The organism is Chthoniobacterales bacterium (genome assembly GCA_035274845.1).
Classification (GTDB): domain Bacteria; phylum Verrucomicrobiota; class Verrucomicrobiia; order Chthoniobacterales; family UBA10450; genus AV80.
In genome coordinates, this window is the sequence record DATENU010000022.1 from 199,186 (window position 1) to 218,090 (window position 18,905).

The window sequence follows — 18,905 nt, forward strand, 5'->3', positions numbered from 1 at the left end:
CTAATGCCGCCCCGTCCGCTCCAGGAGCAGCTCCCACCAGGCGCGATTGGCCGCATATCAATCGATGTTCGAATTGAGCCCTTCCTTGAAATTGTGGAGCGGGTTACGGAAGAAAATAAACCTCAACGGTTCCAATGCCTGTGGTTTCAGGTTTCCCGCGCAGCTGGGCCGTGTATTGGCCGGACGGGATCCTCTGAATAACGGCTGCTTCGAGATTGTTACTCGGCTGAAGTCCGGTCGCCTCTAGCTCTGCCTTCTGGTTCGTCATCCAATCGTCATTCTCCAGGATGACGATGCCGTTTTGATCCCTTACCTGAAGTGTCGTGTCGGGCAGCGCGTTCGTGATGCCGAACGCTTCCAGGGAAGGCCCGATCGCGCGCACAACCGCTCTGACCGATCCATTTTGGACGATAAAGCCGGCGATCATCAGTTTGTCCCCCGGTTGCACAAGACCGCGAGTAGCAATGTTGACGAGCTGCGCCGGTGAGGCGGCGCTCAGATCGTAGGCGTCAAGAACGCCAGTCCCGGTTGTGTTTCCGACGCCGCGGACAACGGCTGTGTAACTGCCGGGCGTGAGATCCGCGATGATTGCTGATTCCAGATCATCACTCGGCGCCAGGCCGCTCCCACTAATCTCCGCGAATTGATCGCCCGGGATAAGGCCGCCGATCTGGGTGATTTTCCAATTGTTGTTCGTCGCCACGGTGGCGCCGCTCGAATCGTGAACCTCTAACACAGGATTGGCCAGCGCGTCGCTGATTCCAAACGGAAGGAGCGAAGGCCCGATCGCGCGCACCAGGATCCTCTTTGCCGATCCCTGCGGCCCTTGAACGATAAAGCCTTCGATCAATGCATCGTCACCGTGACCGACTGGTAAGCGCGTCGAGACATTTCCAATCATTCCCCGAGCAGGCGTGGGAGTTGCCGTGGCTGTAGCGGTTGCCGTTGCCGTAGGAGTTGCAGTCACGGTCGCCGTCGCCGTGGGCGTTGCGGTCGGCGTCGCAGTTGCCGCCGCAGTTGCCGTCGCCGTCGCAGTCGCAGTCGCGGTTGCAGTTGGCGTCGCAGTCGGCGTTGTCGTCGGAGTCGCGGTCGCTGTTGCTGTGGGCGTCGCAGTAGTTGTTGCGGTCGGAACCGCGGTTGCCGTTGCCGTCGGAGTCGCAGTCGCGGTTGCAGTTGGCGTCGCAGTCGCCGTTGCCGTCGGCGTCGCAGTCGCGGTTGCCGTCGCAGTCGCGGTTGCAGTTGGCGTCGCAGTCGGCGTTGTCGTCGGAGTCGCTGTCGCCGTCGCAGTCGCGGTTGCAGTTGGCGTCGCAGTCGCCGTTGCCGTCGGAGTCGCGGTCGCCGTTGCAGTCGGAGTCGCGGTCGCCGTTGCAGTTGGCGTCGCAGTCGCCGTTGCAGTTGGCGTCGCCGTTGCCGTGGGAGTGGCAGTCGCGGTTGCTGTCGGCGTGGCGGTCGGCGTTGGGGAGGAGGAAATCGTACCGAGCTCGAACGCGCCGATGTCGACCGTGGTATTTACAATACGCGGATATCCAGCACCTCGCTGGTCGGCAAACGACGGCCCAATGAATGGTGGAGTTGTAATTGCGGAATTATCTCCAGCGTCAAGCGCTGGGCTGCTGGCAAGGAGCGACCGCGTCAGGGTGAGGCCACCATTGTCGGCCAGCGGCGCCAGGAGTGGATCAACCGGTGAAACGGTCGTCCCAATCTTGTTGCCGTTGGTTCCATCGATCGCGCCCGTCAGGCTCGAACCGTCGCCGATCAAATTAAAGCTGCTACTCTGGTCAATACTTCCAAAAATGTCCGGCCCCTGGCTTGCGATTCCGCCGGCTACGATTGTGTTTCGCAAAGTCACTGTCCCGGTCTCGACATAAAGGCCGCCTCCTTGCGCGGACGTGCTGATTGAGTTGCCGTCACCGCCAGTTCCGGCGGCCGCATTATTCGCTATCGTGCAGTTGATCGTGCTGAGCGCTCCCCAAAGGTGCGCGATTCCGCCTCCGCGCCCGGGGTTTCCGACGTTTGTCGAGGAGCCGCCGGTCGCCGAGTTGCCGCTGATCGTGCTATTGACCAACGTCATGGACGCGTCGGAATAGGTATTTACCGCTCTATAGATAGCGCCGCCGCTTCCCTCTTCGCCGAAACCGCCATTCTGTCCGGTCGGCGAGGGACCCGCTTTCCCACCCAGAACGAAGTTGCCGCTAAACGTGCAATTGGAGATTGAAGCCGTTCGGCTGCCGTAATAGAGACCCCCGCCCTGAGCTTTTTTTCCGCCGCCCCCGGTGCCGCCGATTGTCCCACCCGAACCGCCATTTCCGGCCATGGCCGTGTTGTCGCTGATCGAAGAATCGACCAGGGTTACTTGCGGAGCAAAGGGACGCAGACCCGCTCCGGACGCCGCTCCTCCGTCGCCGCCATTGTAAGCGGTGGTATCGCCGTTGCCGCCATTGCCGGCCTGGATGGTATTGCCCATGATTTGGGAGTTTAGAATTGTGCAGCTGGACCCGAAGCCTTGATAAATACCGCCGCCAAACGCGCCCCCGCCGGTATTACCAGATTGAGCACCATCCGCTCCGTCGCCGCCGAAGATAGTGTTCCCCTCGATCCGACAATTAGTCATCGTCAGATTATCGACCTGATAAATGCCCGCGCCGTATCCGGTGCCACCGGCGGCGTAGGCGGAGTTAGCGGGATGGCCCTTCCCGCCGATGATCGAGTTGCCACTCACAACCGTGTTGGTCAAACTCAGTGGACCAAAGCTATAAACGCCGGCACCATAACCGCCGGTGCTCGAGCTATTCGCCGTGGCGTCAGCGCCAACCAATGAATTACCCGCGATGACACAATCCTGAATCGTTAAGGTCGTGGCCCAGCTATAAATTCCCGCCCCTTCGGCGGCCGCGCCGGCTATGCGCCCGCCACGGACTGTCAGGCCCGAGAGATTGACCGTGAGCTTGCTGAAGTCGCTGTAGATTTTGAAAACCCGTCCAGCGTTGTTTCCATCCACCGCAAGAACGGAGGCACCCGGTCCGTGAACGGTCAGGTCTTTATTGATGAGGAGTTCTCCACTCGTGAGAGTGATGATCCCGGTCACATTTGGCGCAAATTCGATGGTCGCCCCCGACGTCGCGCTGACGATAATCTGCCGCAGCGAACCCGGACTGTTGTCGTCGGTATTGGTAACGGTGAGCACCGCAGGCGGCGACGGAGCCGGCGCACCGCCCAGCTCGAAAGCGCCCATGTCGCTCAAAAAGGAGCGAGTGAAGTTCCGTTGATCGGTCGCCGGCGCATTCGCGTCGCCCCCGCGATTGTAGGGCGGGCTGCCAGGAAAAATTGCGCGCGTCCACGTGCGTCCGCCGTTGTCCTTCAAAACGTCCAGTTGCGGGTTTCTGTTGCGGATATCGCCCAGGGCATTTAGAGCGCCCCCAGGACCAGTTCCTGTGTCTCCTCCGGCGGCATCATCACTAATGTTGTGTCCTTTCGAAGTAACGGTGCCGCTTAGGTTTTCTCCCGCGCTCCCGCGCTGAAAGATTGTGTTCGCCGTGGTCAACCCGACGCCGTAAAAGGCCCCGCCGCGCACGGCTGAGTTTCCGCCGAACGTGCAGTTCGTCACGGAAGGAGTTCCCACCGCGCTATAAAGGCCGCCCCCGTCCGCGGTCGCGGAGTTGTTATCGAAAGTGGAATTGGTGATTTCGAGCAGGCCCTGGTTAAAAACCGCGCCGCCAAGGCTCGCGGAATTGCCGGTAAAGGTGCAGTTGAGCACGGCCATATTCCGGCCGTTCCACACCGCCCCGCCGCTGTTGGCGTGATTCCCGGAGAACGTGCAATTGCGCAGGGTCAAAAAGGCATTGGCCCAGACGGCGCCTCCTGTTGAGTAATTGCCATTACTAATATTGATGCCGGCCACAAGGACCCACGGACTGGTGAAATTATCGCCTATCGTAAAAGCGCGGCCGCCAGCTTGAACGGTGATCGCCTCATCACCGCTGCGATCGTTCAGGATAACGACGTTAGAAAGAATCGTGGGCAACGGGGTTCCCAGCATGATGACATGCGGGCCCGTGCCCGGGATATCAAAGACAATTATGTCGTCCTCAGAACTGAGGTTGGCTCTGTCAATGGCGTTGCGAAGTGATCCAATACTGGAACTGCTGGTGTTAGTGACCGTAAACGTCGCGGCGCTTAAAGAGCTGGCTCCGAGGAAAAGCGCAGGAAAAAAGGCGCAAAAAAAACGCCCCGCGAGGGACCTGGGGCGTACGGCAGAATTCATCTCCCCGCGTGATGCAGGAACAATGCCCGCCGGCAGGAAAACGGGTAACAACGCTTGCCAAGAAGAACCTAATGCCTCCCGGTCCGTGCGAGGAGCGGTTCCCACCAGGCGCGATTCGCCGCATACCAATCGATCGTCGATTCAAGGCCTTCCTTGAAATTGTGGAGCGGCTTCCACTTCAGTTCGCGTTTCGCGAAGGAAGAGTCGATCGCGTAACGGCGGTCGTGACCGAGACGGTCGGTGACGAACGAAATCAAAGTCTCGGGTTTTCCCAGCTTGCGCAGGATTGCTTTCACCGTGTCGAGGTTCGGCATCTCGCTGTCGCCGCCGAAATTGTAAGTCGCCCCGGGCTTCCCTTCGAAAAGCGCCGCGACGATTCCGGCGCAATGGTCCTCCACGTGAATCCAGTCGCGCACATTCATGCCGTCGCCATACACTGGCAGTTTGTCGTCACGCATGGCGTTGATGATCATGAGCGGGATCAACTTTTCCGGGAATTGATACGGCCCGTAGTTGTTCGAACAGCGCGTCACGATCACTTCCTGGCCAAATGTTTTGTGGCAGGCCAGCGCCAACAGGTCGGCTCCGGCTTTGCTCGCGGAATAGGGCGAGCTCGGCTCGAGCGGTGATTGTTCCGTGAATTTCCCGGTTTCCCCGAGCGAGCCATAGACCTCGTCAGTCGAAACCTGCATGAAGCGCTGGACGCCATGGCGCCGCGCGGCGTCCAGTAAAACACTGGTGCCGACGACGTTAGTATGAATGAAATTCTGGGGATCGTTGATGCTGCGATCGACATGCGATTCCGCGGCGAAGTTGATCACCGCATAAAACCGGTGCTCGGTCATGAGCGCGTCCATCTGGTCGGAATTCGCGATATCGGCTTTGAAAAATTCGTAGCGCTCGCCATGTTCCTCCGCGACTCCGTCCAGGTTCGCGAGATTTCCGGCATAGGTGAGCACGTCGACGTTGCTCACGGACGCGGGCTTGTAATGTTCCAAAATATACCGAATAAAGTTGCTCCCGATGAATCCACAGCCACCGGTTACGAGAATGCGCATCGCTGCGGTTACTAGCAGCGGAGCGGAGGCCGCGCCAGCGGTTTCTCCCACCCTTGGGGCCAGGCTCGACGACCTGGTAAAACGAGCCGGCAGGGTCGATTGGACTCCCTGGGCAATCGTCGCTCTCGGCGCCTTTCTTCGGCTCCTTCTGCTCGGGATCAAACCGCCCCATTTCGATGAAGGCATCAATGGCTGGTTCGTCGACCAGATGGTGAAAAACGGCTTCTACCGTTACGACCCGACCAATTATCACGGCCCGCTCCATTTCTACATTCTCTTCCTGGCCCAAACTCTTCTGGGCCGGAACCTCTGGGCGATCCGTTTGCCGGTGGTGATCGCCAGTATCTTGTCGGTCCATCTGACCTTGAAGTTCGAGCCGTTCGTCGGGCGCAATGTCGCCCGCCTGGCGGCCCTGGCCATGGCGGTCTCCCCCGGTTTTGTTTTCTACGGGCGTTACGCCATCCACGAAGTCTGGCTGCTTCTCTTCCTGATGCTCTTCATGCTTGGCGTGCTGGGAATGTGGAGGCGCGGAACGGTCGGCTATCTCTGGTGCACCGGGATGGGCCTTACCGGGATGATTCTGACCAAGGAGACCTACATCATTCATCTCGGCTGCGCCGCCATCGCGGCCGTGATGACCTGGATCTCGCATAAGATGATTCGAATGCATGATGCGCAACGCGTCCGGCAGACGTGGACGTTTGTCGATCTCCTCGTCGTGACTGGCGCCGGCGTTGGTCTCATCATCTTCTTTTATTCCGGCGCCTTCATGAACTGGAGCGGAGTGCCGGGTCTCTTCAAGACTTTCCAAGCCTGGTTTCAGACGGGCAACAAAGGCAACGGCCACGAGAAGGACGCCTACGCCCTGGTGGCTTCGCACAAGTGGATCAACTATTATTGGTTTGCGCTCCTGGCTCGCTATGAGCTGCCGGCGTTGATCGGCCTCGTCCTTTGCGGGGCGTGTCTGTGGTTCAAGCACCTCGCGCTGCGTTATCTTTCCATCTACAGCGTCGGAACGCTGATCGCCTACACCATTATCGCCTACAAGACGCCATGGTGTATCATTAGCTTCGGCTGGCCTTTCCTTTTCCTCTTCGGCGGCGTGCTTCTTCTGATACCGGGTCTGATTCCGGTCAGCCTTACTCGCGCGGTCTACATCGGAGCGGGGATCGCTCTTACCATTTCCCTCGCCCTGTGTATCCGGTTGAACTACGTCCATTTTACCGATAGCAAGGAACCCTATGTTTATGTTCAGACTTACAAGGACGTCTGGAAGCTGACCCGGCCGGTCCTGCGTCTCGCCAAATCCGACCCGGTTTACTACCAGATGGTTGGCCACCTGATCCGAGGCAGCACCTATCCCCTCCCCTGGATGCTGGGCGATTTCACTCGTGTAGGATATTACGAGGGCGGCAACATGCCCGATAAACTCGATGGCGATTTCCTTCTCGTGCAGGAAGACAAGATCGCCACGGTGGAAGCGAAACTGCACGAAAGCTATTTCACGGAACCGCTGACCATTCGCGAGTATCAGGACCCCTCGAAGCTCTACTTGAACGCCAAGACCTTCGGAAAACTCTTCCCCGGACGCGTCCCGGAATTTGTCGGCAAACCGGCGCCCTAGAAGAAGGGGAACAGGGCATGAAGTGGTTATCGGCGTTACTCACCTTTGCTAATATCTCGGTTGTTGCCTCCGTTCTTCTCGGAATGGCGGAGGGAGGATTGAGCAGGTCGCTGGCGACGCTTTCGATGCTCATCGGTCTGGTCACCGCTATCCTGGCCTGGTGGTTCACCGAGTACGATCCCTCCCCCTGGCGGCCATTGGAGCAACCCAATCAAAACCCGGAAATTCAGCTAAGCCGGCGAGCGCTCAAGCGACTCAAGAAAGAGCCGGTGGTCGTTACGCCGCCGCGAGAAAGGTACCGGCACATCTGGTTTTGGCTGATGGCCGCGGTCTTCGCGATTTTCGCGTGCCGGTCCTTCTGCTGGGTCATTTTCCTCGACGGCAACGAATGGAGGGTCCAATCCCCGAATAACCTGGGTGACCTGTCGCTCCATATCACTTACATCAAACAATTCGCCAGCGGAGTCCCGCTTTGGCCGGACAACCCAATTCATGCCTTTAGCAAGCTAAGATACCCGGCGGGAATCGATCTGTTTAATGGGTTGCTTACCCTCATGGGAATGGACGTGCCGCGCGGCCTCGTTTGGACTGGTTTGCTCGCTTCCGCCGCCACTTGTTATGCGCTGTATCGCTGGGCGGGGAGCTTCGGCATCGCCGCCTTTCTCTTTAATGGCGGGGTCGCGAGCTTCGCTTACTTCAAAACATACGCTTTCCAGGATTATCAGGGCGTGAACTCGATTGCCTGGAAAAGCATTCCCCTGTCGATGTTCGTGACCCAGCGAGGCTTGCTCTATGCCATTCCCGCGGCGCTCCTGCTGCTCTACCAATGGCGAGCAAGATTTTTCCCGAATGAACCGGAAACGGCGGTGGCCGGATCTCCCTCCGCGCCGGATCTGCCTGAGAATGCCGCCGCCCCGAAGAAGCCGCCTCTCCCCTTTTGGGTGGAGCTGTCGCTTTACGCGACCATGCCGCTTTTCCACGTTCACACGTTCATGTCGCTCAGCATTGTGCTCGTCTTCATTTTCTTTTTCGGTAACGCGAAGACTTGCAAGCAGCTGCTTCTCTTTGTCGGGGCCGCGTTCCTCCCGGCGGTCTTTTTCGTCTGGGTAATCAGCGATAACTTTCACGCCGGATCGGTCCTGGAATGGAAGCCCGGCTGGGTCCAGCAAAACGGCGAGTTCGCCATGCCGTTCCTCAAGTTTTGGCTGGTCAACTTTGGCGGCTGGGTTCCGCTCGTCCTTTTCTTTGTGGGCATTACCGCCATGGCCGCATGGAAGATCTTTCGCGACCCTGAGTTCAAGATGCCGGCCGGGGCAGCCTTCGTTTTTCCGGCGGGCGCTCTCCTCGTCGCGGCCGGGCTTTTCAAATTCGCTCTCGGGCAGTCGCAACGGACGAACTCAAAACTTTGGCTCTACCTGGTGGTCTTCTTTTCCGCCGCAATCCTTGCGAGCACTCTCTGGTATGCCTGGAAAAAATTCTCCCGGACTCCTGATTCCGCCCTGCCGGCGGCCTTCCCTTTCGTCACGGCGGCTCTCGCGATCTTTTTGCTTGGCTACCTGGTCAAGACCGCGCCGTGGGAATGGGACAACATCAAGATCATCGTGTGGGCTTATTTCATCATCCTTCCTTTTCTCTGGAAGGGATTGGTCTCGCACTGGCCATTCCCCCTCCGGGCGATTGCCTGTATCGTTCTGTTCTTCTCGGGCTTTGTCGCGCTCTTCGGAGGTTTGAAGGCAGGCCAGCCCGGATTTGGAGTCGCGGAACGCACCGAGCTGGATGCCGTCGGTGCGGCGCTGCGCAAGCTCCCCACCAACGCGCGCTTCGCAGGGTATGCCACCTACAATCATCCCGTTCTGCTCCAGGGACGAAAAATGGTTTTGGGATACGCGGGCCATCTCTGGACCCAGGGATTCAATACCTCGGTCGAGAACGACAAACTTCAGGCTCTCTTGAACGGCGCCCCCAATTGGAAGGACAACGCCCGCTACCTCCAGACCCGCTATTTGTTTTGGGGAAGGATGGAGAAATCGAATTACCCAGCCAGCACGAAACCGTGGGAACGAGAATCACGGCAGGTCGCCGCCGGCGACTGGGGGGCCATCTACGATCTCGAGGCTTCCCCAACTCCGCCCGCCATTCCGCCGAAGCCCCCCGGCCAGTAATTGAGCGCTCGAGGTCGGTGACGGCTTCGCATCGAAAACCAGCTGCCGGGCCCTGACTTTTTGGGCAACAAGATACGGAACACCGTGATCGCGGCCGAGGTGGGCACGATGAAAGAAGACCAGGATTTTTTCGGCCCGATTCGCTTCGAAATATCGGCTAATGGTCGCAGCGGCGAATTGTTCCCCAACCCCGTCATCAGCTAATCCGAGAAAATGAACGCCGAGGGGCGCGGCGTCCCGTAACAGTCTGCGGCAGATCTCGATCTCGCGAGCCGAGCCCTGCAAATGCAGCGCAGAAACAGTATCGTCGGTGGCGACTTTCCTATTCGTCCCGCGATCAAGAAGGGATTGTTCGTCTCCGCGGATCGCGTCCCAGCCGATGGCAAACGACCCACTTTCCCGGTGCAAAGCTTCGACTAATTTCCAGGCCGATTCGTACCGTCCGGAAGAGCCCAATGATTCGCTCGGGAAATAAATGAGGTCGGCGCTTTGCACCAGAGCCGCGATTTTCGCGTCCGCCGCGGGAATCGAAGCTGACTCGATAGCCGCCTGACGTGGTAACGGCGGTGGCGGCGAAAAAAACGAACAGCTCGCCAAGAAGCTGGCGCTGGCAATCACAACAACCCCCAGACACCGGGAGCCGGCACGAGAAATCAAAAGATATGAAAAACGGCCGTCAGGTTCCACGAGCTCGAGAGTGAGCCAACGATGCGCTATTCCGGTCCGCGCGCAAAGGTCGCGGCCTCGCTCAAAACCAGTTGGCCTTCCGCGACCGCCTGGCCCCGCACCGTAGCGATGACCTTAAACTGGATAAGGTCTTCCATCTGTCCCAGCTTTTCCGCCTGCAAATCGATCTGCTCTTCCGGACGGACCGCTCGGAAAAATTTCATCGTCCGGATCGCGGAAAGGAGGAACAACGGTTTCGCGGTGTCCGGGTAACCCGAAGCCGCGGCAATGCCGGCCGCCTGCGCCAGCGCCTCGGTAATAATTACTCCGGGAACCAGGGGATTTCCCGGAAAGTGGCCCGCAAACATCGGATCGTCCGAAGAGAAGGAAGTTCTGGCCGAAACCGAGTGGCCCGGTTCACAGCTCACAATCTCGCGGACAAAGACAAACGGCGGTCGATGAGGGAGGCCAAGAAAGTGACGTGTGACGTGTGACAAGTGACGAGATCCTGGCTCAGCGCTGCTTTTGCATTTTCACGTCACACGTCACACGTCACATGTCACATGTCACTTTCCTCACCCATTCACGAAATAGACGAACTTCCAGCTCCCCTTCACCCGTCGAATACCAAGCCGGTATCCATCGTAGTTGAGACTGGGATCGGCAAACTGCGGTGGAGAGACCCAATACTCGCCCTTCTTCGCGAACTTCTCCGTCGTGACGATGGCTTCCAGCTCCGGCCAGAGATTATTCTCGTCCCAATATTTGAAAACCCCGTCCCCAGCCTTTTCCGGATTCAGGCTATAACCAAAATCCTCCGTCATCATTCCGGCGATCGTGTTGACGTCGTGGGCGGAGATCGCCTTCTTGAGGCGGCTTACGAACGCCTGGAAATCCACGTCGTTGTTTTCCTCGCGCAAATCCGCCTTGGCTCTCTTTTTATCGATCGCCGCTTTCTTGTCGTCCTTCTTTGACCCGAACATTCCGCACCCGCTGAAAGCCAGGGCCGCCACAAGAATAAGAAAAAGGAAACTGAATTTTTTCATGTCAGTTCATCTTTTGAGCACGTTTGCCGATCCAACTCAACTCTTACCTCCATTCCCTGCCCGCAAATGCTACAGCGTTGCAGGCGGGTCCATTCTCAATTCTCGCCTTCTCATCCGCAAGGGATGCGCAACGAAGACGAAATATATGGTGCTGACCAGGTCGACAAAACTGGCGGGTGGGCTCGTCAGGCGGAGTGGCCCCCGCCGGAGCGCGGCCAGCACATTTTCCACGGTGAGTTCCGCGAGCGCCGGAATGCTCGTGTAATTCGATCCGAAAGCGTGGAGGCGATGAGCGTCCGAAGTCGCGATGAGGGGCTTGCGATATCGCTCCGCGACCTCGATGGCTCGCCGGTTGGGGTTGAAGAGGCGGCTCCAGAAATGGCAAAGCTCGATCGCATCGAAACAATCGATTTTTTCCTCCAGCTTCTTTCCCATCGAGCCGCCAAAAACATAGAAGGGATGCGGAGCAATCGTGAACAATGATGGGCCGCGCCGCGCTCGCAGCGCCCGCAGATCATCGAGCGTGCGAAGCGACGAGATTTCTTCCCCGGTGACGTTCAGCAGGATGACGTCCGCCCCTTCCAGGCGCACTTCCGCCGCGGGAATAAGCAGGATTCCCATCCTCGCCGCGTCCTCAAAAACTTCCGCGCGATCGAAAACGGCGTCATGCAAGGTGATGGCCAGGACGCGAAAGCCAAGAGCACGCGCCCGCTCCAGAAGTTCGTGCGCCGAATAATCGAGCGCGTCCTTCGGATCGTCGAGCGTATGAATATGGAGATCGACCTTGATCCATTCGTCCTGCTGCACCGATCAATCTGCGGTCGAGAAGCGGCCAGGCAAGGGGCCAATCAAGCGCAGGAAGGGGTCGCCAAACAGACTTGCAGGCCGTCGGACGTGCTTTACCATTCCGATGCTCCGCACGCTCGGGTGGTGAAATGGCAGACACGTACGTTTGAGGGGCGTATGCCGCAAGGCATGGGGGTTCAAGTCCCCCCCCGAGCACCAACGAAAGGCGGGGTTCCGACGTGGGAAAGTCAGCCGATGAGGGCCGGGCACCCTATCTACGGCGAGCTGCACGGAGTTGGCGTCGGGGAATTCGACGGAATCGGGACGAGTTGCACTTTGACGGTGTCTCCATCGACTTCGAACGCGAGGTAATGATTAAATGAGCCGCAATTCGAGCATGCGCTCGCGGGACAGGTATCCAGCGGAGCCCCTGCGCCGCCGCTGACGAGGTAGGATGGTCCCTGGGAGGACGGGTCCTGGCGATCGACCGGAGCCAGAGTCGTTCCCGTGGCGTTGTAGTACAGATGCTCGTGCGCCGCGATGACATAGGAAACATTCGGGTAGTTTTTGAAGAGCGTTTGCAAAGCGGTCGCAATTGCCGGCTCCAGGCCAGACGAACTTTTCGCCGGCATGATCGGATGATGCATGAAGACAAAAATGTGCGCCTTGGATTTGTTGGCCTCGAGGTCTTGCGTTAATAAATCGATCTGCTGGGGGCTGACGAAGCCGGGATCCAATCTAAGCTTTTTCGCGGGCGTCGCTGTGGCGGTCGCAGTTGCAGTCGGCGTTCCAGTCGGCGTCGGGGTCGGGGTCGCTACTTCTTCCGTGTCCAGGGCGATAAAGCGCGAGTTTCCGTAATCGAAGGCGCCGTAGGCGGGAGCGCCGGACGGAAATTTCATGAACTCCAGATAAAACGCCTGGAGCCTGGAATCGGGCGTTTCGATTTTTTCGTTTCCTATTTTCTGCACGGAATCCATCTCGTGGTTTCCAGGCGCATTGAAGACGGGGACGTTCGCGTGCTGCGCTTGATGGAAGAATTCTTTGTACTGCGCCTCGAGTTTTTTGCGGTGATTTTCGTGACCGTAAATCGTGTCGCCTGACCAGAGAAAAAAGACCGGCTTGAATTTTTGGGCGTCTTTGAAAATCTGACTCAGCACGTCGGGTTGCGGCAAACTCTCGGACGCCGGCCGATTATCGCCGGCAGCGATAAACCAAAACTTCGTGGCCTTCGGGTCATCCTTCAGAGCCCCCGTCTTGGGGACTGGGGAGAGTGGTGGGAATCCGGCGGCTGTTCCTGCTTGCGCGGTGAGGACGCCAGGGAGGACTGCGGCGAAAATTCCGACGAAGGCAAAACGAGATTTCACAGGGGATTTTTTCTGGTTGGAGGCAGCGCGAATCTTGAAGGAGTCTTTCGAAACTGTCGATCACTCCCTTCAACCGGCACTGAAAATCAAGGAGTGCTCCACCACCGCGTTGTGAGAAAATCGTGCGCTTCCATCCTCTCTCCCCGCGCGGGTAGTGAAATGGCAGACAAGTCCGTTTGAGGGACGTATGCCGCAAGGCATGGGGGTTCGAGTCCCCCTGAGCACTGCCGGCTCTTTGGAGTTCTCCTTTCCGATTCGCCACGCTTCCGGCATAACCAAGCGATGCCGGAGCAAACCATTGCCGGTTCGGACAATGTCTCGATTACCGTCATTACCTCCTCGCGGGAATTTCTTTTCCGGTATCGTCCCGCCGGCACGATCGAGAATGCGATAAATATTTTTTTGGCCCTCGGCACGCTACGACAGATCGGCGCGGCGGTTCTTCCGTTCGCGCAATGGGCGGAAGGTTCGACGGTCTTTCTGCCTTTCAAAGGCGATCTGCTTCTCACGGCGGAAATCCGAAACGGCCTGATCGTTCCGATCATCCGCCGATGGGAACGTTGGCGCTGGAGCGAACGCGAGCAGACCCAGGCGTTCGATGTAACGGAGCAGAACGGCGAATTCACCTTTCACATTCCGCGCGCTGTCGTCGGCGACGTGGCCACGATCAATTTCGCGATCTTCGCCAAAGACCCGAACGCGAATGACGGCTGGGGCTGGTTTTGGGGTTGTTCGGACCGGACGGTCGTTTCGGGAACGGGCGACAAATTCATTCCGCATTACCACCAATTGCGCCTGGATGGGAATGCTCCGCTCCTGCTCTGGCGCAGCCGCCATGACCTCGCCAAAATCAGGACCCGCATCTACCAGCTGTTCGTCCGGCTCTTCGGCAATACAAACGAGACCCGCCGGCGAAACGGGACCCTGGCGGAAAATGGCGTCGGGAAATTCGCGGACATCAACGACGACGCGCTCGCTTCAATCCGCGAGATGGGATTCACGCACGTCTGGCTGACCGGGGTTCTGCAACAGGCCACCGCCACTGATTATTCGGAATTTGGCCAACCGGCAGACGATCCCGATTTGCTCAAGGGCCTCGCCGGCAGCCCTTACGCGATTAAGGATTATTTCGATGTCTGTCCGGATTACGCCATGAACGCCGCCGATCGGATGAAGGAATTTCAGGAACTGGTCGAGCGGCTACACCACCACGGGCTAAAGGCGATCATCGATCTCGTGGCGAACCATGTCGCGCGGAGCTACAGCTCGTGTGTCCGGCCTGATTGCAATTTCGGCACTTGCGGCAGCGCCGGCGCAGGAGATGACCGGACGAAGTTCTTCCACCCGCACAACAACTTCTTTTACCTCACGCCGGACGCGAACGGGCCGCCGCTCCGCTTGCCTACGTTTCGCGATGGAGTCGCGCTCAGTCCAACCTGCCAGGCTGTAGCGGCGGTCTCGGACCGTCGAGCCGCGCAAGATGACGGCGGTCTGAGACCGCCGCTACAGAGCTGCGATGGAATCTTCGAGGGCGAGAGAACATTCGGCCGCGTCACCGGCAACAATTGCGTGAGCTGGACGCCGCAGCTTCACGATTGGTATGAGACGATCAAATTGAACTACGGCTTCGATTTCACCGATCCGACAAAGTCCGTCCGCGAATATCCAAATGCCTGGGCCCCGGACAAACCAATCCCAGACACCTGGAAAAAGGCCGATCAGGTGATCGCGTATTGGCAGTCGTTAGGCGTGGATGGTTTCCGCTGCGACATGGCTCACATGGTGCCGCCGGAAGTGTGGTCGTGGACCATCGCGGAAGCGCGGCGCCGCCAACCCGACATCTTCTTCATGGGCGAAGCCTACGACGATGACCCGGCAAAGGTCCCGGGGACCGATCCGATTGTTTCCCAGCTCAACCATGGCCGCGGCAACGTGCTCTTCGACCTGTTGAATGCCGGGTTCAATGCCGTTTACGACGCCCCTGCCTATCGGGCGCTCAAACGCATTTACGACGGCTCCGGCTGGGCGAACGATATCGATCGCGAGATTGCCGACGATTTCATCTGTCACAACTCCGTGCGTTACGCGGAAAACCACGACGAAGTCCGGCTCGCGGCACGCGGCGAATGGGGCAGCATTGGAATGAATGTGGGCCGGCCAGTCGCCGCGATTCTTTACGGATTATCGCGCGGCGCGATCATGCTTTACAACGGCCAGGAAATTGGTGAACCGGCTGAGGGTGCGGAAGGATTTGGCGGGGATGACGCGCGCACTTCGATCTTCGACTATTGGTCGATGCCGGAGTTCGTGAAATGGGTAAACGATCATCAATACGATGGCGGACGTCTTTCGCCCGAACAGGATGAGCTAAGGCATTTCTACGGCCGGCTCATCAATCTCGTCGGCGAGCCTGCGTTTCGAGACGGAAAATTCTTTCCGCTAAATTCGGCGAACCACGACAACCCGCATTTCGGGCGAATGCCGGGCGAATCGGCGAGCGGCCACTGGCTCTATGCCTTTCTCCGTTACGATCCCCTGACACTGCAGCGCTTTCTCGTGGTCGCGAATTTGCATCCTCAGCTCACCTTCAGTGAGATTAAAGTTTGTCTCCCGGCTGAGGCGCGGCGTTTCCTCGATCTTGCGCCCGACGCGAAGCCAACGCTGATTGAGCGACTCTCCGGCTCGACCGGCGAGATCAGCGACGGCGCCATCCGCATCGCGGAGACACCGCCGCTCTCCGCATTTTACTTCGAAATTCAGCTAGCCGCGGAGACCACTGGCAGCTTCGAGGAGCGCAACCTGCGTAGTCGCTTTAACTGGCCGTCACCGCTACGAGCACCGCTTTCTGCACGTGAAGCCGATTCTCGGATTGATCGAAAATCGTCTGGGCGTGCGCTTCCAGCGTCGCGTCGTCGATTTCCTGGCCGCGATGGGCGGGAAGACAATGCATCACCAGCGCGTCCGGTTTCGCCAATTTCACCAGCGCTTCGTTGATCCAGTACGGACCAAGCTCCGCCTGGCGCCGCGCTTCCTCGCCTTCCTTCCCCATCGAAACCCAGATATCGGTGTAAAGGACGTCCGCCCCAGTCGCTGCTTCCTGCAAGTTCGCATTGCAGATCACTTTCCCGCCGGCGCGCTTTAGCACCTCCGCACTCGGCTGATACTTGTGCGGCGCCGCCAGCCGCAGCTCAAAATTCATTTTCGCCGTGGCAAAAATCCAGGAGCGCGCCGTATTCGAATTCGCGTCGCCGACAAAGGTCACGACCTTTTCCTCGATGGTTCCGAGCTTCTCCTGGATGGTGAAAATATCCGCCAGGATCTGGCAGGGATGCTCGTCGTCGGTCAGGGCGTTGATCGTCGGCAGGGCGGAGAATTCCGCGAACTCCTCGATATCGGCCTGGGCAAACGTCCGGATGATCGCACCGTGAACCATGCGGGCCAGGACGCGAGCCGTGTCCTTGATCAGCTCGCCGCGCCCGAGCTGAATGTCATTGGGGTTCAGGAAAATCGTTTCTCCGCCCAGTTCGCGCACACCGACTTCGAACGACACGCGAGTGCGCGTCGACGGCTTGGAAAAAATCAGGCCCCAGGTCTGGCCGCGCAGCGGAAACTCCGTGTGCTTGCCGCGATTTTGCTTTTGCAAAGTGGCGACGCGGAAGATGTCATCCATCTCCTCACGACTCAGTTGCTCGATGCTCAGGAGATTTTTCATTGTTGTGACGCCGCCAGGGCGGGGGCAAACGTTCGTTGCCGCCGGAGAAACCAGCATAGCTTCTGCATTCGGGCGATCAACCGCTGGGCCTGTCACCGTCGTCTCCAATATCGGAAAGGCTTGCCAATCCCTTCCGTTCTGTTCAGCCTATCACTATGCGAGTCCTCCCTCTCTTGAGTCTCCTCCTGTTTGCTGCGTCCGCATTCGCCGGCGACGACCAATGCCCGCCGCGCTTCTCCTACTGCGGCTATTCGGGTCCGGCGCAATGGCCGAATATTCAGATACCGGACAAGGAGAACCAATGCGGGGGCACGAGGCAATCACCCATTGATCTGCCGAAACTAGCGCCTACGCCAGGCCCGCGGATCCAGGTAGCGTACCTCGACGGCAGGGCGACGATTCGGAACACGGGCTATGACATCGAGGTCACACCCGTCGAGGCCAACAGCAAGATCACGATCAACAAGGTTGAGTACACGCTGGTCAAGTTTCACTTCCATGTTCCAAGCGAGCATCACATCGAGGGGGCGGAAAAACCGGCCGAGATGCACGTCGTCCATACCCGGATCGACGGCGGCACGACCTACTACGCGGTTATTGGTGTAATCCTGGACAAGGGCCCCGACCATCCCGCTTTAGAGCCCGTGTTCAAGAGCCTTCCGAAGACTGTTTGCGAGAAGTCCGGCCAGGTGCCGATCGCTTTCAGCAAACTGCTGCCGCAGGAGCTGGGCAACTATTACACCTATGCCGGCTCTCTCACCACGCCACCCTGCACGCAGACCGTCACCTGGTATGTCCTCGGTACACCCCAAACGATCCGGGAGGCGGGCCTGATGAATCTGCGCGCCCTCGGTAACAATGCCCGACTCATTCAGGTTAACAAACCACCGTTGCCAGTCACGTACGTCCGTCCGCAATAGGGCCGAACGCGCCTGTGGAATTAGGCCGCCAGCGCGGCGACGACCACTTCGATCGCGCGCAACCCTTCCATCGCTTCCGGCCGGGTGAGGTTCAGGGCGGGCAACAGGCGAATCACGGAGGTTGCGGCCGGGACGGTGAGCACACCTGCGGCGTGCAGACGGTCGACGACTTGCAACGCCGGCGCTTTCTCGCTTTTGCCGAAGCCGGGCGCATCCGCGCGAAACTCCAAACCAATCATCAAACCGAACCCGCGCACCTCTTTCAACACCGTCGGGAATTTCCGGATCAATCGTTGCAGCTCGCCAGTCATGAAGGCGCCCAGGTCGCGCGCATTCTCCGCGAGCTGATCGCGCCCTATGACTTCAAGGACCTTCAGCGCCACCGCGCAGCCGAGCGGATTACCGCCGAAGGTCGTGGCGTGGGTGCCGGCGGAAAGAACCTCCGCATATTTTTCGCTCACCCAGAACGCACCGATCGGGAAACCGCCCCCGAGCCCCTTCGCCATCGAGATGGCGTCCGGCACAAATGTTTCCGCGCCGGGCACATCTTCGAGAATGCGCTGCCAGCCGTGGAACTTGCCCGTCCGAAAGTGACCGGCCTGCACTTCGTCGAGCAGGAGCAACATGCCCCGCTCATCGCAAAGCTTCCGCAGGCCGAGCAGATATTCGGTCGTCGCGGGCGTGATCCCGCTTTCGCCCTGGATCGATTCGATAAGAATCGCCGCGGTTTTTGGCGTGACCGCCGAGCGCGTCGCCTCCAGATCGTTGAACGGAACCTGCCGGAAACCGTCCACCATCGGCTCGAAACCCTTCTTCACTTTTTCCTGACCGGTCGCGGCGATCCCGGCCAGGGTGCGTCCATGAAATGATCCGTCGGTCGTGAGCACTTCGTAGCGGCCGGCGTCATGGCCGAACTTGCGCGCCAGCTTGTAGAGGCCTTCGTTCGCTTCAGCGCCGCTATTGCAAAAAAAGCAGCGACCCGACCCGATCAGCCCGACCAGCGCTTCCGCGAGCCGGGCCTGCGGCTTCGTGAAATAGAGATTGGAGACGTGAAGCAGTTTTCGCGATTGCTCGAGGAGTGCCTCGGTGATCTCCGGGTTTGCGTGGCCCAGCGCGCAGACGGCGATGCCGCCGCCAAGATCGAGGTAACGCTTTCCCGCAACGTCGTAAACGTAGCTGCCCTCGCCATGGTCCAGCGCAAGATCGAAACGCGCGTAGGATGGAACCACGTTCCGTTGATACTGCTTCCGAATATCGCTCAGCCGATCGACCTTGATCGCTTTCATCTCCCCGCCGATTTCCATCT

12 protein-coding genes, 1 tRNA gene and 1 pseudogene are annotated in these 18,905 nt (G+C 58.9%); 5 read left to right on the top strand and 9 right to left on the bottom strand.

Features of this window, described 5'->3' with window-relative positions; translation table 11 throughout:
- Positions 1–103: 103 nt before the first annotated feature.
- Together VJU77_17035 and rfbB are read right to left on the bottom strand one after the other, a co-directional pair.
- The gene (locus VJU77_17035) at positions 104–4,036 is read right to left on the bottom strand and encodes a right-handed parallel beta-helix repeat-containing protein (GenBank protein ID HKP05059.1); all 3,933 of its coding nucleotides are present in this window, start codon (positions 4,034–4,036) and stop codon (positions 104–106) included.
- A 293-nt stretch (positions 4,037–4,329) separates the two neighbouring features.
- Positions 4,330–5,319, bottom strand: coding sequence for a dTDP-glucose 4,6-dehydratase (gene rfbB / locus VJU77_17040; protein ID HKP05060.1), 990 nt, complete (start codon positions 5,317–5,319; stop codon positions 4,330–4,332).
- Between rfbB and VJU77_17045 the strand changes: the two genes are divergently transcribed.
- Entirely contained in the window at positions 5,312–6,943 is a 1,632-nt protein-coding gene (locus VJU77_17045) for a flippase activity-associated protein Agl23 (GenBank protein ID HKP05061.1), read from the top strand. The two genes, rfbB and VJU77_17045, sit on opposite strands and share 8 nt — an antisense overlap.
- A 17-nt stretch (positions 6,944–6,960) precedes the next feature.
- Positions 6,961–9,105 (top strand): hypothetical protein, encoded by a 2,145-nt coding sequence (locus tag VJU77_17050; protein ID HKP05062.1) that lies wholly within the window; start codon positions 6,961–6,963, stop codon positions 9,103–9,105.
- On the opposite strand, the gene VJU77_17055 is transcribed toward VJU77_17050, so the two are convergent.
- The 4 genes from VJU77_17055 to VJU77_17070 form a co-directional block, all read right to left on the bottom strand.
- Positions 9,010–9,600: a hypothetical protein gene (locus tag VJU77_17055; GenBank protein ID HKP05063.1), complete on the bottom strand. Its 591-nt coding sequence runs from the start codon at positions 9,598–9,600 to the stop codon at positions 9,010–9,012. The two genes, VJU77_17050 and VJU77_17055, sit on opposite strands and share 96 nt — an antisense overlap.
- A 218-nt stretch (positions 9,601–9,818) precedes the next feature.
- A complete protein-coding gene (locus tag VJU77_17060) occupies positions 9,819–10,268 on the bottom strand; it encodes a 3-hydroxyacyl-ACP dehydratase FabZ family protein (GenBank protein ID HKP05064.1) in 450 nt (149 codons plus the stop codon).
- Positions 10,269–10,346: 78 nt separating this feature from the next.
- Positions 10,347–10,817: a hypothetical protein gene (locus VJU77_17065; protein HKP05065.1), complete on the bottom strand. Its 471-nt coding sequence runs from the start codon at positions 10,815–10,817 to the stop codon at positions 10,347–10,349.
- 69 nt (positions 10,818–10,886) lie between these two features.
- The gene (locus tag VJU77_17070; GenBank protein HKP05066.1) at positions 10,887–11,624 is read right to left on the bottom strand and encodes a PHP-associated domain-containing protein; all 738 of its coding nucleotides are present in this window, start codon (positions 11,622–11,624) and stop codon (positions 10,887–10,889) included.
- Between the two features lie 114 nt (positions 11,625–11,738).
- Here VJU77_17070 and VJU77_17075 point away from each other — a divergent pair.
- Positions 11,739–11,822 (top strand) — tRNA-Leu (locus tag VJU77_17075).
- A 56-nt stretch (positions 11,823–11,878) separates the two neighbouring features.
- Here VJU77_17075 and VJU77_17080 read toward each other — a convergent pair.
- On the bottom strand, positions 11,879–12,967 hold the full coding sequence (locus VJU77_17080) for a metallophosphoesterase (GenBank protein ID HKP05067.1): 1,089 nt from the start codon (positions 12,965–12,967) through the stop codon (positions 11,879–11,881).
- A gap of 282 nt (positions 12,968–13,249) precedes the next feature.
- On the opposite strand from VJU77_17080, the pseudogene VJU77_17085 reads away from it, so the two are divergent.
- A pseudogene (locus tag VJU77_17085) lies at positions 13,250–15,184 on the top strand (alpha-amylase family glycosyl hydrolase).
- A gap of 595 nt (positions 15,185–15,779) precedes the next feature.
- On the opposite strand, the gene argF reads toward VJU77_17085, so the two are convergent.
- On the bottom strand, positions 15,780–16,679 hold the full coding sequence (argF, locus tag VJU77_17090; protein ID HKP05068.1) for an ornithine carbamoyltransferase: 900 nt from the start codon (positions 16,677–16,679) through the stop codon (positions 15,780–15,782).
- A gap of 155 nt (positions 16,680–16,834) precedes the next feature.
- On the opposite strand from argF, the gene VJU77_17095 reads away from it, so the two are divergent.
- Positions 16,835–17,599, top strand: a complete 765-nt coding sequence (locus VJU77_17095) for a carbonic anhydrase family protein (GenBank protein HKP05069.1) — start codon at positions 16,835–16,837, stop codon at positions 17,597–17,599.
- A gap of 20 nt (positions 17,600–17,619) precedes the next feature.
- Here VJU77_17095 and VJU77_17100 read toward each other — a convergent pair whose 3' ends face one another.
- Positions 17,620–18,903, bottom strand: a complete 1,284-nt coding sequence (locus VJU77_17100; GenBank protein HKP05070.1) for an aspartate aminotransferase family protein — start codon at positions 18,901–18,903, stop codon at positions 17,620–17,622.
- Positions 18,904–18,905: the final 2 nt, after the last annotated feature.